The sequence below is a fragment of the Dysosmobacter sp. Phy genome (assembly GCF_054476235.1).
This window is the reverse complement of record NZ_CM136997.1, coordinates 2,537,220-2,549,014: the sequence shown is the minus strand read 5'-3', so window position 1 is coordinate 2,549,014 and position 11,795 is coordinate 2,537,220. Positions and strand designations below refer to the sequence as shown.

At 64.1% G+C, this 11,795-nt stretch carries 18 protein-coding genes and 1 tRNA gene; 2 read left to right on the top strand and 17 right to left on the bottom strand.

Going from position 1 to position 11,795, the window contains the following annotated elements:
- Nucleotides 1-51: 51 nt before the first annotated feature.
- The 12 genes from ACVDHE_RS12650 to ACVDHE_RS12595 form a co-directional block, all read right to left on the bottom strand.
- The gene (locus tag ACVDHE_RS12650; RefSeq protein WP_418725044.1) at nt 52-738 is read right to left on the bottom strand and encodes a metallophosphoesterase; all 687 of its coding nucleotides are present in this window, start codon (nt 736-738) and stop codon (nt 52-54) included.
- Between the two features lie 28 nt (nt 739-766).
- Nucleotides 767-2,254 carry a threonine synthase gene (gene thrC / locus ACVDHE_RS12645; RefSeq protein WP_458884763.1) on the bottom strand — a complete coding sequence of 496 codons (1,488 nt, stop codon included), beginning with the start codon at nt 2,252-2,254 and terminating at the stop codon, nt 767-769.
- Between the two features lie 44 nt (nt 2,255-2,298).
- On the bottom strand, nt 2,299-2,661 hold the full coding sequence (locus ACVDHE_RS12640; protein WP_213038320.1) for a YraN family protein: 363 nt from the start codon (nt 2,659-2,661) through the stop codon (nt 2,299-2,301).
- Complete coding sequence (locus ACVDHE_RS12635) at nt 2,658-3,281, bottom strand: ribonuclease HII (protein ID WP_458884762.1); 624 nt, start codon at nt 3,279-3,281, stop codon at nt 2,658-2,660. The genes ACVDHE_RS12640 and ACVDHE_RS12635 overlap by 4 nt, the downstream gene beginning before the upstream one ends.
- Nucleotides 3,282-3,283: 2 nt before the next feature.
- Nucleotides 3,284-3,736 (bottom strand): hypothetical protein, encoded by a 453-nt coding sequence (locus ACVDHE_RS12630; RefSeq protein WP_458884761.1) that lies wholly within the window; start codon nt 3,734-3,736, stop codon nt 3,284-3,286.
- 45 nt (nt 3,737-3,781) lie between these two features.
- Entirely contained in the window at nt 3,782-4,264 is a 483-nt protein-coding gene (locus ACVDHE_RS12625; RefSeq protein WP_458884760.1) for a hypothetical protein, read from the bottom strand.
- A gap of 2 nt (nt 4,265-4,266) precedes the next feature.
- The gene (locus tag ACVDHE_RS12620; RefSeq protein WP_458884759.1) at nt 4,267-4,593 is read right to left on the bottom strand and encodes a DUF3784 domain-containing protein; all 327 of its coding nucleotides are present in this window, start codon (nt 4,591-4,593) and stop codon (nt 4,267-4,269) included.
- Between the two features lie 22 nt (nt 4,594-4,615).
- Nucleotides 4,616-5,491 (bottom strand): ribosome biogenesis GTPase YlqF, encoded by an 876-nt coding sequence (gene ylqF, locus ACVDHE_RS12615; RefSeq protein ID WP_458884758.1) that lies wholly within the window; start codon nt 5,489-5,491, stop codon nt 4,616-4,618.
- Nucleotides 5,488-6,126, bottom strand: a complete 639-nt coding sequence (gene lepB / locus ACVDHE_RS12610; RefSeq protein WP_325226214.1) for a signal peptidase I — start codon at nt 6,124-6,126, stop codon at nt 5,488-5,490. Before lepB ends, ylqF begins: the two co-directional genes overlap by 4 nt.
- A gap of 169 nt (nt 6,127-6,295) precedes the next feature.
- Nucleotides 6,296-6,637, bottom strand: a complete 342-nt coding sequence (rplS, locus tag ACVDHE_RS12605) for a 50S ribosomal protein L19 (protein WP_213038314.1) — start codon at nt 6,635-6,637, stop codon at nt 6,296-6,298.
- 139 nt (nt 6,638-6,776) lie between these two features.
- Nucleotides 6,777-7,373 carry a zinc metalloprotease gene (locus tag ACVDHE_RS12600; protein ID WP_458884757.1) on the bottom strand — a complete coding sequence of 199 codons (597 nt, stop codon included), beginning with the start codon at nt 7,371-7,373 and terminating at the stop codon, nt 6,777-6,779.
- On the bottom strand, nt 7,357-8,394 hold the full coding sequence (locus ACVDHE_RS12595) for a M23 family metallopeptidase (protein WP_458884756.1): 1,038 nt from the start codon (nt 8,392-8,394) through the stop codon (nt 7,357-7,359). Before ACVDHE_RS12595 ends, ACVDHE_RS12600 begins: the two co-directional genes overlap by 17 nt.
- A 205-nt stretch (nt 8,395-8,599) precedes the next feature.
- Between ACVDHE_RS12595 and ACVDHE_RS12590 the strand changes: the two genes are divergently transcribed.
- Nucleotides 8,600-9,526, top strand: a complete 927-nt coding sequence (locus ACVDHE_RS12590) for a DDE-type integrase/transposase/recombinase (protein WP_418724639.1) — start codon at nt 8,600-8,602, stop codon at nt 9,524-9,526.
- Between the two features lie 82 nt (nt 9,527-9,608).
- Nucleotides 9,609-9,684: transfer RNA gene (locus ACVDHE_RS12585), tRNA-Pro, on the top strand.
- Between the two features lie 424 nt (nt 9,685-10,108).
- Here ACVDHE_RS12585 and ACVDHE_RS12580 read toward each other — a convergent pair.
- The 5 genes from ACVDHE_RS12580 to ACVDHE_RS12560 are packed head-to-tail and all read right to left on the bottom strand — an operon-like array spanning nt 10,109 to nt 11,786.
- Nucleotides 10,109-10,300, bottom strand: a complete 192-nt coding sequence (locus tag ACVDHE_RS12580) for a hypothetical protein (RefSeq protein ID WP_418725995.1) — start codon at nt 10,298-10,300, stop codon at nt 10,109-10,111.
- A 51-nt stretch (nt 10,301-10,351) separates the two neighbouring features.
- The gene (locus tag ACVDHE_RS12575) at nt 10,352-10,816 is read right to left on the bottom strand and encodes a hypothetical protein (RefSeq protein WP_458884755.1); all 465 of its coding nucleotides are present in this window, start codon (nt 10,814-10,816) and stop codon (nt 10,352-10,354) included.
- Between the two features lie 34 nt (nt 10,817-10,850).
- Entirely contained in the window at nt 10,851-11,129 is a 279-nt protein-coding gene (locus ACVDHE_RS12570) for a hypothetical protein (RefSeq protein ID WP_458884754.1), read from the bottom strand.
- Nucleotides 11,104-11,514 (bottom strand): hypothetical protein, encoded by a 411-nt coding sequence (locus ACVDHE_RS12565; protein ID WP_418725998.1) that lies wholly within the window; start codon nt 11,512-11,514, stop codon nt 11,104-11,106. Before ACVDHE_RS12565 ends, ACVDHE_RS12570 begins: the two co-directional genes overlap by 26 nt.
- Nucleotides 11,514-11,786, bottom strand: a complete 273-nt coding sequence (locus tag ACVDHE_RS12560; RefSeq protein WP_458884753.1) for a hypothetical protein — start codon at nt 11,784-11,786, stop codon at nt 11,514-11,516. The genes ACVDHE_RS12565 and ACVDHE_RS12560 overlap by 1 nt, the downstream gene beginning before the upstream one ends.
- Between the last annotated feature and the right edge of the window lie 9 nt (nt 11,787-11,795).

The window sequence follows — 11,795 nt, the reverse complement described above, 5'->3', positions numbered from 1 at the left end:
GCGAAATGGTATTTTATCATAGTTAGGCCGAAAAAGCCATACTTTTTTACATTATTCACAAATTTTTTTAGGAACAAACCCCAGATGGTCCGCGGAGATCAGGGAGAACTCCGTCTGCCCCCGCCGCCCCTCCATCCTTCGCTTGATGGTGGGCCCGTGGAGGTGGCCGTAGCAGCACAGCTCCACCGGGTACCGCTCCAGCGCCTCCAGGATCTCCGGGCACTGATAGCCCTGGTACAGGGGCGGATAGTGGAGGAAGCAGAAGATGGGCCGCCCCTCCGCCGCCCGGAGGGATGCCTCCAGCCGTCCCACCTCCCGGTTCAAGACCTTGGCGTTGTGAGGCTTCTGGTCCTCCTCCAGGAACCACCCCCGGGTGCCGCAGAGGGCGTAGTCTCCATAGAGGGCGCAGTTGTTGTGGAGAAAGTCCAGCGTGGTGATGCCCTTCTCGTTGAAAAAGTTCTTCATCTTGGACACCGTGGACCACCAGTAGTCATGGTTGCCCTTGATGAGGTACTTTTTGCAGGGGAACTGGTCCAGGAAGCGGAAGTCCGCCTCCGCCTGGGGAAGGTCGATGCCCCAGGAGGTGTCCCCCGCCAGGACCAGCACGTCCCCGGCGGTGAGCTGTCCCAGGGACGCCTCGATGCGGCTGACATAGTTCTCCCAGGCGGGGCCGAACACCTCCATGGACTTGTCGGCCGTCAGGGACAGGTGCAGGTCCCCGATGGCATAGAGGGCCATACGCGCCCCTCCCTTCCGTGCGGATCTCTTATTTCAGGAAGTCCAGCACCACGCCGTCCATGCCGGGCTTCTCACAGGTCAGGTCGAAGCGGCGGGCCTTGCCCTTGAGGGCCGCCAGCCGCCGGGGTACGGCGGTGCCGGTGACATCGTGCAGCTGGTCCAGCAGTTCCACGCCGTCGCCCGCGGGGGTCTGGCCGATGGCGCTCAGGACGCTGTCGCAGAACTTGTAGGGGGACGCCGTGGAGACAAAGACCGTGGGGGTCTTGTCGCCGCTTGCGGCGCGGTACTGCTCCATGACGCTGGCGGCCACGGCGGTGTGGGTGTCGATCAGGTAGCCGTAGTCCTTGTAGTATTTCGCGATGGCGGCGGTGGTGCCGGCCTCGTCGCAGAAGCCGCCCCAGTACTGCTCCGCCAGGGCCTTCTTGATGGCATCGGACACCTCATAGCGGCCGGTGGCCGCCAGAGCGTCCATGTAGCGGCGGACCTCGGCGTCGTTCTCCCCGGCCAGGTCGAACAGCAGCCGCTCCAGGTTGGAGGAGATCAGGATGTCCATGGAGGGGCTCATGGTGGTGTGGAAGGGGCGGTTGCGGTCATAGACGCCGGTGCGCAGGAAGTCGGTCAGCACGTCGTTGCAGTTGGAGGCGCAGATCAGCTTGCCCACGGGCAGGCCCATGCGCTTTGCGTAGTAGGCGGCCAGGATGTCGCCGAAGTTGCCGGTGGGGACGCAGAAGTTCACCTTGTCCCCCATGACGATCCGGCCGTCCCGGACCAGATCGCAGTAGGCGGAGATATAGTAGACCACCTGGGGCAGGATGCGGCCCCAGTTGATGGAGTTGGCGGAGGAGAGGAAATAGCCCCGCTGCGCCAGGGTCTCCCGGATGGCGGCGTCGGAGAAGATGCGCTTCACGCCGGCCTGGGCGTCGTCAAAGTTGCCCACCACGGCGCACACGCCTACGTTCTCGCCGTCCTGGGTCACCATCTGGGTCTCCTGGACACGGGACACGCCGTCCTTGGGATAGAACACCATGATCTTGGTCTGGGGCACGTCGGCAAAGCCCTCCATGGCGGCCTTGCCGGTGTCGCCGGAGGTGGCCACCAGGATGCAGACGGTCTTGTCCTCCCCGGTCTTGCGCAGGGCGGCGGAGAGCAGCTGGGGCAGCATCTGGAGCGCCATGTCCTTGAAGGCGCTGGTGGGGCCGTGCCACAGCTCCAGGCAGTGGGTGGTCTCGTCCAGGGTGCGGACGGGGGCCACGGCGTCGGTGTCGAACTTCTCCGGGCCGTAGGCGTTCTCAGCAAAGGTCAGCAGCTCCGCCTCGGTGTAGTCGGTCAGGTACAGCGCCATGACCTTGGCGGCCCGCTCCTGATAGCGGACGTGGACCAGGCTGTTCAAAAAGGCCTCGTCGATCTGGGGGATCTCGCAGGGGGTCAGCAGTCCGCCGTCCCGGCTCAGTCCCATCTCGATGGCCTCCGCCGCGTCCAGGCGGACGGAGCGGTCCCGTGTGCTCAGATACTTCATAATGGCAAAACCTCCACGATTGATTTTTCTATCTCCTCCGCCGGTCACCGGAACGCGTCCGCAAGATACGTCACGCCGGTGATCCGGTGGTTTTCGTCGGTGTAGACCTCCGCCACGTCGAAGCGGGCGGGGGCGTCGATCTCGTGCTGGCTCAGGTACAGCGCCGCGGCGCTGCGCAGGCGCTGCTGCTTCCGGAGATCCACCGCCTCCCGGGGCAGAGACATTCCCCCCGTTTGGCGGAGCTTTACCTCCACGAAGCAGACGGTGCCGCTGCGGTCCCGGGCCACCAGGTCCAGCTCCCCGTACCGGCAGCGCCACTGGCTGGCCAGCAGCGTGCAGCCCCGTTTGCGCAGATAGCGGGCCACCTCGGCCTCGCCCCGGTTCCCCAGGTCCTTTCGGCCGGTCATGGCTTCCGCGCCTCCCACTTTTTGAGGAACGTCCGCCGGTGGGCGGGACACGGGCCGTACTGGTCCAGCATGGCGTAGTGCAGCTTCGTGCCGTAGCCCTTGTGCTTTGCAAACTGATACTGGGGGTACTGGGCCTCCAGCTCCGTGGACACATAGCGGTCCCGGCTGACCTTGGCCAGGATGGAGGCCGCCGCGATGGAGGCGCTCTTCCCGTCGCCGCCCACGATGCACCGGTGGGGCGCGGTAATAGCCACGGAACTGCCGTGGTCCCGGTTGCCGTCGATCAGGCACAGGTCCGGTGTCTGGGAAAGGCCCTCGATGGCCCGGTTCATGGCCAGCATCCGGGCGTTGAGGATGTCCATTTCGTCGATCTCCTCCGCCTCGACCCGGGCCACACTGTACGCCACCGCCTGGGCGGTGATGAGGCCGTACAGGGCCTCCCGCTTCTTCTCCGTCAGCTTTTTGGAGTCGTCCAGGCCGGGTATCTCGATCTCTCGGGGCAGGATCACGGCGGCGGCGTACACCGGCCCCGCCAGGGGCCCGGCCCCTGCCTCGTCCACGCCGCAGACGGTCTCATACCCCGCGGCCCACTGTTCACGCTCATAGGTCCAAAGCTCCACGCTCAACGCTCCTTCAGTCTCCACGTCCGGGCCAGGATCTGATAGACCCCGCCCTCCGTCTGCTGCTGGTACAGATGGTAGTCCGCCGGGTCGAACCGCTCCAGAGGGTCCATACAGTTGAGCAGATCCGCGGGGTCCTCCGCCTGCCAGTCATAGCCGGTCAGGAGGAAGTCCCGGCGCCGGCCGGCAAAGTTCTCCTTCAGCAGCCGCAGCTTTTCCTCCTCACCGGCCAGCTCATACAGGCCGAAGAGCTCCGAGCCGGCGGAGCTGCCCAGATAGTTCACGGAAAACCGCACCGCCGCCACATCGGAAAATTCCACGTCCGCGGAAACCAGCCGGTCCTCCCGGTCCCAGTACCGCGTGTGCAGCAGCACCCGGGTCCGTCCGCCGTCCGGCAGCACTTCCAGGCGCGGCATGGTCCCGTCAAAATTCTTCAGAAGGCAGACAGCGCTCATAACCCCTCCGGCAGTATTGGTGTAACGTGTTCCCGCCCGCCGCGCTCACGGCGCGCTTCCCCGGCGGCTGAGCCGGACATACCACAGCAGGTGCGCAAGGCACCAAAACAGCACCGCGGCGGCCCCCACGGCGGCGGTCAGGCCGCTGTTTTCCCAGGGCCAGCCTCCGTAGTACCTGGAGAAGATCTGCCCGTACGGCAGGATGGCGGCGCTGAGCAGCACCAGCAGAATGTCGCCGCAGCCGCCCAGCCACTGCTCGCCCCAGATCAGCCAGGCGCCGGCGCACAGCGTGGCCGCCAGCCAGTAGCCGCTCAGGGAGCGGGCGGCCCGGCGGCTGCCGAGACGCCAGAGGGCCCGGTCCAGCAGCCACAGGCAAAGGGCATAGGCCGCCAGCAGGGCAAGCCGCAGCCACGCCCGCTCTTCCTCCCAGCTCAGGCCCGCCCAGAGGGTCAGGGTATGGATGCCCAGCATCCAGAAGGCCAGCTTCGCGGACCGCTCGGACCAGTCCGCACTGCCTGTGCGCTCCATGGTCACTCCCCCTTCGTCCCCTTCAAAAACCGGCCGCCGGTGTTGGCGTAGATCGCGCCGCCCAGGGCCGACGCCAGGAACAGTCCGATGCCAAGCCAGTAAAGCCACATCTCGGCCCAGGCCGCGCCCAGACCCATGACCGCCTGACAGGCGGCCAGCAAAAACATCAGCTTCCCCATAAAGCGGCACAGGGCCTTTTCATCGTACCGGGCCCTCTCCGCCGCAGAGGCGGTGTTGTACCCGGCGATCAGAAAGGCGCCCTTTCCCCGGGAAAAGAGCACGCCCAGCAGCACGAACACGGCCGCCATGGCGGCGTTGGCGATCCACACGGTCCGTTCACCTCCTGTGCTCTTACAGGTCCTCCGGCAGCTCCAGGGTAAAGCGTCCCAGCTTGCCGCCCCGGAACTCGTCCAGCAGGATCCTGGCCATCCGCTCCGTGTCCACTTCCCCGCCGGAGATCAAAAAGCCCCGCTTGCGCCCGGCGGCCTCCAGCAGGCGGTAGCCCCAGGCGATGTCGTTCTCCCCTTCCTCCCGCACGGGAAGGGCGGGCAGCTTGTAGGCGGCGGCCAGGGGCACCGGATAGCGGGTCCCCAGGTAGGCCATCAGGTGACAGCCCAGGGTCTCCGTGTCTAAGATATCGTCCTTGACAGCGCCGGTGTAGGCCAGGTTCAGCCCTACGCTCTGGTCCTCGAACTTGGGCCAGAGGATGCCCGGCGTGTCCAGCAGCTCCAGGTTCCGGTCGATGGGCACCCACTGCTTGGAGCGGGTGACGCCGGGCCGGTCCTCGGTCTTGGCGGTCTTGCGGCCGGCGACACGATTGATAAAGGTGGACTTGCCCACGTTGGGGATGCCCAGGATCATCACCCGCAGCACCCGGTTCTGGCCCTTTTCCTCGTAGGCCCGGATCTTCTCCGCCAGCAGCTCCCGGACCGCCCCGGCGAACCGGGCGGTGCCCTGGCCGCTCCTGGCGTCGGACTCCATCACCGCGTAGCCCCTGTTCCGGAAGTAGGCGGCCCAGCGGTCCGTGGAGGACCGGTCCGCCTGGTCCACCCGGTTGAGGACCACCAGCCGGGGCTTGCCCGCCGTCAGCTCATCCACGTCCGGGTTCCGGCTGGAAATGGGGATCCGGGCGTCCAGGATCTCGCACACCGCGTCCACGTTCTTCAGCTGCTCGGCGATCATCCGCCGGGTCTTGGTCATGTGACCGGGATACCACTGAATGTTCATGCTTCCACCCCGCCGATCAGGCCGATGCGGCCGAAGTTCCGCTTCCCCGTCGCCTCGTCGGCGCCGGGGAACAGCAAAAACACCGCCCGGCCGATGACATACCGGGTGTCCACGGTGCCCAACTCCGCGTTGCGGCTGTCGTCGCTGCGGTTGCGGTTGTCGCCCATGACGAAGATGGACCCCTCCGGCACCGTCAGGGGGAACTCCGTGCCCTCGTCGGTGTAGGTGGGCTCGTTGATGTAGGGCTCGTCCAGAGCCTCGCCGTCCACATAGACGATGCCGTTTGCAAAGTCGATGTCCACGGTCTGGCCCTCCGTGGCGATGACCCGCTTGACGATGGGGTCGCCGTCGGCAAAGGTGCCCTTCTGGATGATGACGATGTCTCCGTAGCGGTACTCGCCGCTGAGCAGCGACGTGGTCACCAGCAGCCGGTCCCCGTCCTGGAGGGTGGGCACCATGGAGTGGCCGTCCACGCCGATCAGCCGGATGACGAAGGTGAACAGCACCACCACCGCCAGCACGGAGCACACCAGGGCCTGGACCCACTCATAGGCCTCCCGGCCGCTCTTTTCCTCCTTGGCCGGTTCCTCCCCGGCGGTCTCCTCCAGGCGCTTGTCCTGTTCGTTTTCGCTCATGTCGTCTCTCCTCGGTCAACGATCCCCCGGGCCGAAACCCATGGTGATCCAGAATAATCTTATATAGTATAGCAAAGAACCGCTCAAATCACAAGCCAAATCCCGCGGGACGGCGCGATTTCTCCCGGACAACAAAAAAGAGAGGCTTTCGCCTCTCTCTTTGTCTCTCTTAGAGCTTCTCCTTGACCTTGGCGCCCTTGCCAACGCGGCCGCGCAGGTAGTACAGCTTCGCGCGCCGGACAGCGCCGTTGCGGACCACCTCGATGGTGGCGATGGAGGGAGAGTGGATGGGGAAGACCTTCTCCACGCCCACGCCGTAAGAGATGCGGCGGACGGTGATGGTCTCCTCGATGCCGCCGTGCTTCTTGGCGATGACGGTGCCCTCGAAGATCTGGATACGCTCGCGGGAGCCTTCCTTGACCTTCACGTGCACGCGGACGGTGTCGCCGATCTTGACCTGGGGCACTTCGTTTGCCAGAGTCTCTTTGTTCAGTTCCTTGATGAGATCCATGGATGTTCCTCCTAAAAATATAGGTGTTCATGCCGCTTTTCTCCGGCACATGGGCGCACATCGGCGCGTGCACGGCAGAGGACCACCCTTTGTAGCCCTGATAGGATACCACAACCTGGATGCAAATGCAAGCATTATTTCACAAAAACTTCCCGTTTTCGCACAGCAGCTCCCGGCCGCCGGCCATGGCCAGTCCCACCGCCGCCGGCAGCAGCCACAAGCTCCCTCCGCTGCGGACCATCACCCACGCCAGGACCGTGGCTAAAGACAGCGCGGCGCAGCCTCCGATCCAGCGGCACAGGGCCTCCCCCGCCGCCGGCCCCGCCGCCCAGGCCGCGGCCAGATACAGCGCCCGTCCCCCGTCCAGGGGCCGCACCGGCAGCAGATTGAACGCGCACAGCACCAGGTGGGCGCCGGCCGCCGCCGGATATCCCAGCCGGGCCAGGGCAAGCCCTGCCAGCAGGTTCGTCAGCGGGCCCGCCAGCACCGCCGCCAGCTCCCGGCCATAGGACAGCCGCCCGCCCTCCGCCGCCAGCTCCGCTCCGAACACGCTGATCCGCAGGGCCGTGACCGCCCCGCCCAGCAGCCGCAGCGCCGCCAGGTGCCCCAGCTCGTGGAGGGCCGCGGCGGACAGGACCAGCCCCGTCAGATGCCAGCCGTTCACCACGGCGAACCACCCCACCAGCAGGCAGGCGCCCGCGGACACCCGCACCTCCATCTTACGCAAGGGCCACATAGTAGATGGGGTTCAAGTACCGCTCCCCCTGGTGCAGCTCCAGGTGCAGGTGGGGTCCCGTAGCCACGCCGGTCTGGCCCACCTCCGCGATGGTCTCTCCCTCCTTCACCGCCTGGCCGGAGGCGGCGATGATCCTGCTGCAATGAGCGTACAGGGTGGAAAAGCCCCCCGCGTGCTCCACGATCAGATACTTGCCGTAGCTGCTGCTGTCCCCCACGGCGGTGACGGTGCCGTCGGCAAAGCAGCCGATGGCCGTGCCGGTGTCGGCGGCGATGTCGATGCCGTAGTGGAACCGCTCCTCCCCCTCCACCGGGTGCTCCCGGTAGCCGAAGCCGGAGCTGAGGACCCCCATGACCGGCGTGCAGTAGTCAAAGCCCAGCAGGGCCTGCTCCAGGTTCACGTTTTCCGGCAGGTTATTGTCGGAGTAGAGCACATAGGCCAAAGTGGAGACCTCCGCTCCCGTCTCCTCCGCCGTCTCCGCTCCGGCAGTCTGCGTCCCGGCCGTTTTCTCCAGGTCGGCAGCCTCTGCCGCATCGCTGTCCGCCGCCGCTTTGTCCCCGGCGGCAGGTCGGAACACCGTGAGGCTTTCCAGGGCGGAGGGCGTTTCCAGCGCCAGGGCGGGCCCGGCAGAACTGGCGGTCTCCACGGCCTCGCCAGCCTCCTGGGGCTGGAACACGGCCTGATATACCTCCCGCAGGCTGCCGCCCACGTCCTGTTCCCCGGTCACGGCATCCCCCACGGCGGAAAACACCGCCTGCACGTCCATGTTCTGATGCAGCAGGCCGGACAGCCGGGCGTTCACCGCGTCCATCTTCCCCGGCAGCAGCAGCTTGACCGCCACCAGCAGCACGAAGATGGCGCCGCAGGCCACCAGCTGGCCCAGCCGCCGCCTGTCCTTCGGCCCCAGGGGCGCGCTCTTCTGCTTCCCCGACTGCCGCGCTCCGCCTCGCTTTCTCCGGTCCGCGGGCCTGTGTTCCGCGGCGATGGTCCCAATCCGCCGCCCCGCCTGCCGTGAAGTCATGGCGCTCCCCCCTTGTTCAGTCTCTTCCGCAGTGTATGACCGGCCGGCGGGGAATATGCCGGACAGGCACAATTTGCACGGCAGGGGATTTTGTAGGACTACAATACATATTGGACAAGTGAATAAAAAAGGATGAAGGATAAGGCCTCATCGGTTAAAGTTGGAGTTGCAGACAACAACTGAACGAGAGGGGGCCATATCCTTCATGAGCAAGAGTATAACACAGGACATGGCATACAGGCAATCCCTGATGAAGTACGCGGAGAAATATGGAGTAGCTAAAGCCAGCCGGAAGTACAACAAAAGCCGGTCGTACATCTACTTCTGGAAGAACCGCTGGGATGGTACACCGGGATCCCTGGCCTGCCAGTCCCGGCGGCCCCACCACCATCCCAACCAGCACACACAGGCGGAGCTGAAGCTGATCCGGGACCTGCGCCGCAGGAATCCCAACCTTGGCATGGTGGAGCTGTGGCACCGGTTGCGGCAGCGGGGCTATACCCGCCGCCCGGAGAGCCTGTTCCGTGTCATGCGCAAGCTGGGGTTGTTTCCTGCGGCCGAGAAGAAGAAAGCATACAAGCCAAAGCCCTACCAGCAGATGACCTATCCCGGCCAGCGTGTCCAGGTGGATGTGAAGGTGGTGCCCCGCCGCTGCGTCGCCGACCCGGAGCTGCGCCTGTTCCAGTACACCGCTATTGACGAGTTTACCCGTCTGCGCTTCCTGGCCGCCTATCCCGAGCAGTCCACCTTTTCCTCCGCTGATTTTCTAAGAAAGCTGGTCCGCTGGTATGCCCGCCGGGGCATCCGGGTGGAATGCGTCCAGACCGACAATGGCCCAGAGTTTACCAACCGCTTCCTCACAGGTAGACAAGACAGCCCTTCCCTATTTGAGAAAACTGCCGCCGAGCTTGGCATCCGCCACAAGCTCATCCGTCCCTATACCCCACGCCACAACGGCAAGGTGGAGCGCAGCCACCGTGAGGACCAGAAACGCTTCTATTCCTGCCACAGCTTTTATTCCCTGGATGACTTCGCAAAGCAGCTCGCCGTTCACAACCGCCGCTCCAACAACTTCCCCATGAGGCCCCTCAACTGGTGTTCCCCCTTAGAGTTCGCCGTCCAATATGTTTGACAAACCTACAGGCACAATTTGCACGGCCGGGGATTTCCCCTTGACATCGGCAGGAAAATTCCGTATAATAATCAAGCTGCATCCGGGTGTAGCGCAGTTGGTAGCGCGCTTGGTTCGGGACCAAGAGGCCGTGGGTTCAAATCCCGCCACTCGGACCAAAAAAGTTGCGGTTTTTGCTTATTTTCTGCAAAAATCGTAACTTTTTTGTTGTATTTATTCGGTTGAATTTTCCCGTTTTCCCGGTGACCACAGGCCGCGCCACAGTTGGCGATCTCCCGCTGGACCGCCGCTTCCCCTCCTGAAAGGCGCCGTTTGTGCAAAACGGAGAAGGTGCGGCGCGTTCCGCTTCCGGGACAGCGCCCGGAAAAACACCTCTTTTTCATAGGAAGCACACACCCGCCGGGGCATCCCCGGCGGGTGTTTTTCATGCTTTCAGCGCCGCCTTTGCCCCTGTGGGCTCCAATAGCGGATCTGCTCCAGTTCCGCCGTGCTCAGTTCCCCGCAGAGGCCGCGCCAGTCCTGGGTCAGCTCGTTGGGGGGCCAAAAGCGCACCGGGCCTTCCGGCAGCCGGAGTCACTCCGGCTAGCGGGTCCAGATAAATCCGACAGAGGGGGTCTTCCTGACAAAGGCCGCATAGGGATAGTGGATGTTCTGCAAGAGGAAAGCAGAAGCGTCATACCGCCGGATCTCAGCAAGGCAGAAGTTCCTTGCAGCAGTGTCCGTATCCACTTCCGCCGCCGTCCCGCCGCTCTCCCGGGCCAATGCATGGCACATCCGGCGGAATGCCTGCTCGTCCAGAAACGGAGGGGGCGTTTCGCTTACGCTTCAAAATCCGGTGATCCCCTGGGGAAGCAGCGGCTGCTCATCCGGGCAGCGCTTCTGTTTAGAAGCAGCGATCCGCACAAATCCCTCCCCCCAGTGGCACTGGCCGATCCGATAGGCGTCCAGGCTCCACATCTGCCTTTTCATGCGCTGCCGGGCTTCGTCGAGGGCCCGCTGGGCGTCCTGCTCGTCCGTGTAGCAGCCGCTGCTCCAGATGCCTGTCTCGTTCCCGTTCGCGTCCTCATCCCAGCCCCAGATCATGTGGACCGTTTGGGATGAGCCGGCGGTCCCGATCACCGGCTTTTCCGTGATCTCGTATGTACAGGGGTGATCCCGAAAGCCGGGAACGGCGGACAAATAGTGCTCCGCCGTCTGCCGGGCCGCCTCACGGGATGGAAGCTGTACAGCATGGCGCCGCGCTCCTTTCGTGATCTGTTCTCTCTCAGTCTCCGATGCCCACAAGTCCACAACTCTGTTCCGCCGTAGTGCCACACAGCCCTGCTTACTCATCCTCTTCCGGCCAGACCGGCTCGCCCGGCGTGCCGTCCGCGTTGAGATAGTAGCCGTCGACGATGGTCCGCACACCGCCGCCGAAGCTCCAGTGGTTGGCCTCGATGAACGCCAAAAATAGGTCCAGGAACTGGTCCTCCGAAAGCTCCATGGGCACCTCCACGCACCCCTGGAACTCAAACTCCTTGCTGTGGGCCGGATGCAGGTCATCCAGGGGAGGATGCTTTTCCGCCGCCGGCTCTATTTCAGCTTTGCGGTTCAGTCGTTTCATCGTCAGATACCTCCGTTTCTTCAAAGGGCAGATGGATGGAATAGAGGTCCAGCACAAAGTGCTCCTCCTCAACTTTCGGATCGGGATGGCAGTCCGAGCGGCCAAAGGACACATCTCCGATCCGGTGGTTGAAGTCCTCCGGGCAGGTGCCTAGGACCACATACTGGCAGACGCAGTATTCCAGATCTCCCTTCTCGTCCGGCTCCAGCGGAGAGGTCTCAAAGGGCTTTTCGATGTCCACCCCCAGGGAGTCCAGATACCGGGCCACCTCCGGATAGGCCGCCTTGACTCTGGCGCAATAGTTCCGGCAGTAAGCGCAGTCGCAGATGTTCTCAGGGCCCAGCGCACGGTAATAGGCCCTTGTTTTTTCTATATTCGGCTTCATCACGGTTTCTTCTCTCCGTTTCTCTTCGCAGATTTCAGAATCTCCAGATAGCGGAAAACAGCTCCCAGCCCCAGAAACAGAAAGCCCGCTCTTCGCAGGAAGCTCCGGTCCCCCGGCAGGAAGGCCGCCAGGAACAGGCATACAATGACCGACAGGAGCAGCGCAGAGGTGATGAGAAGGCAGAGCCTCCATGTCCGCCTGGAGACCCGCTCCAAGTCCGCTCCGTCCGTCGTCCCATGAAGCAGCATATCCCGCACAATTTTCAGCCACATGGAAAGCCA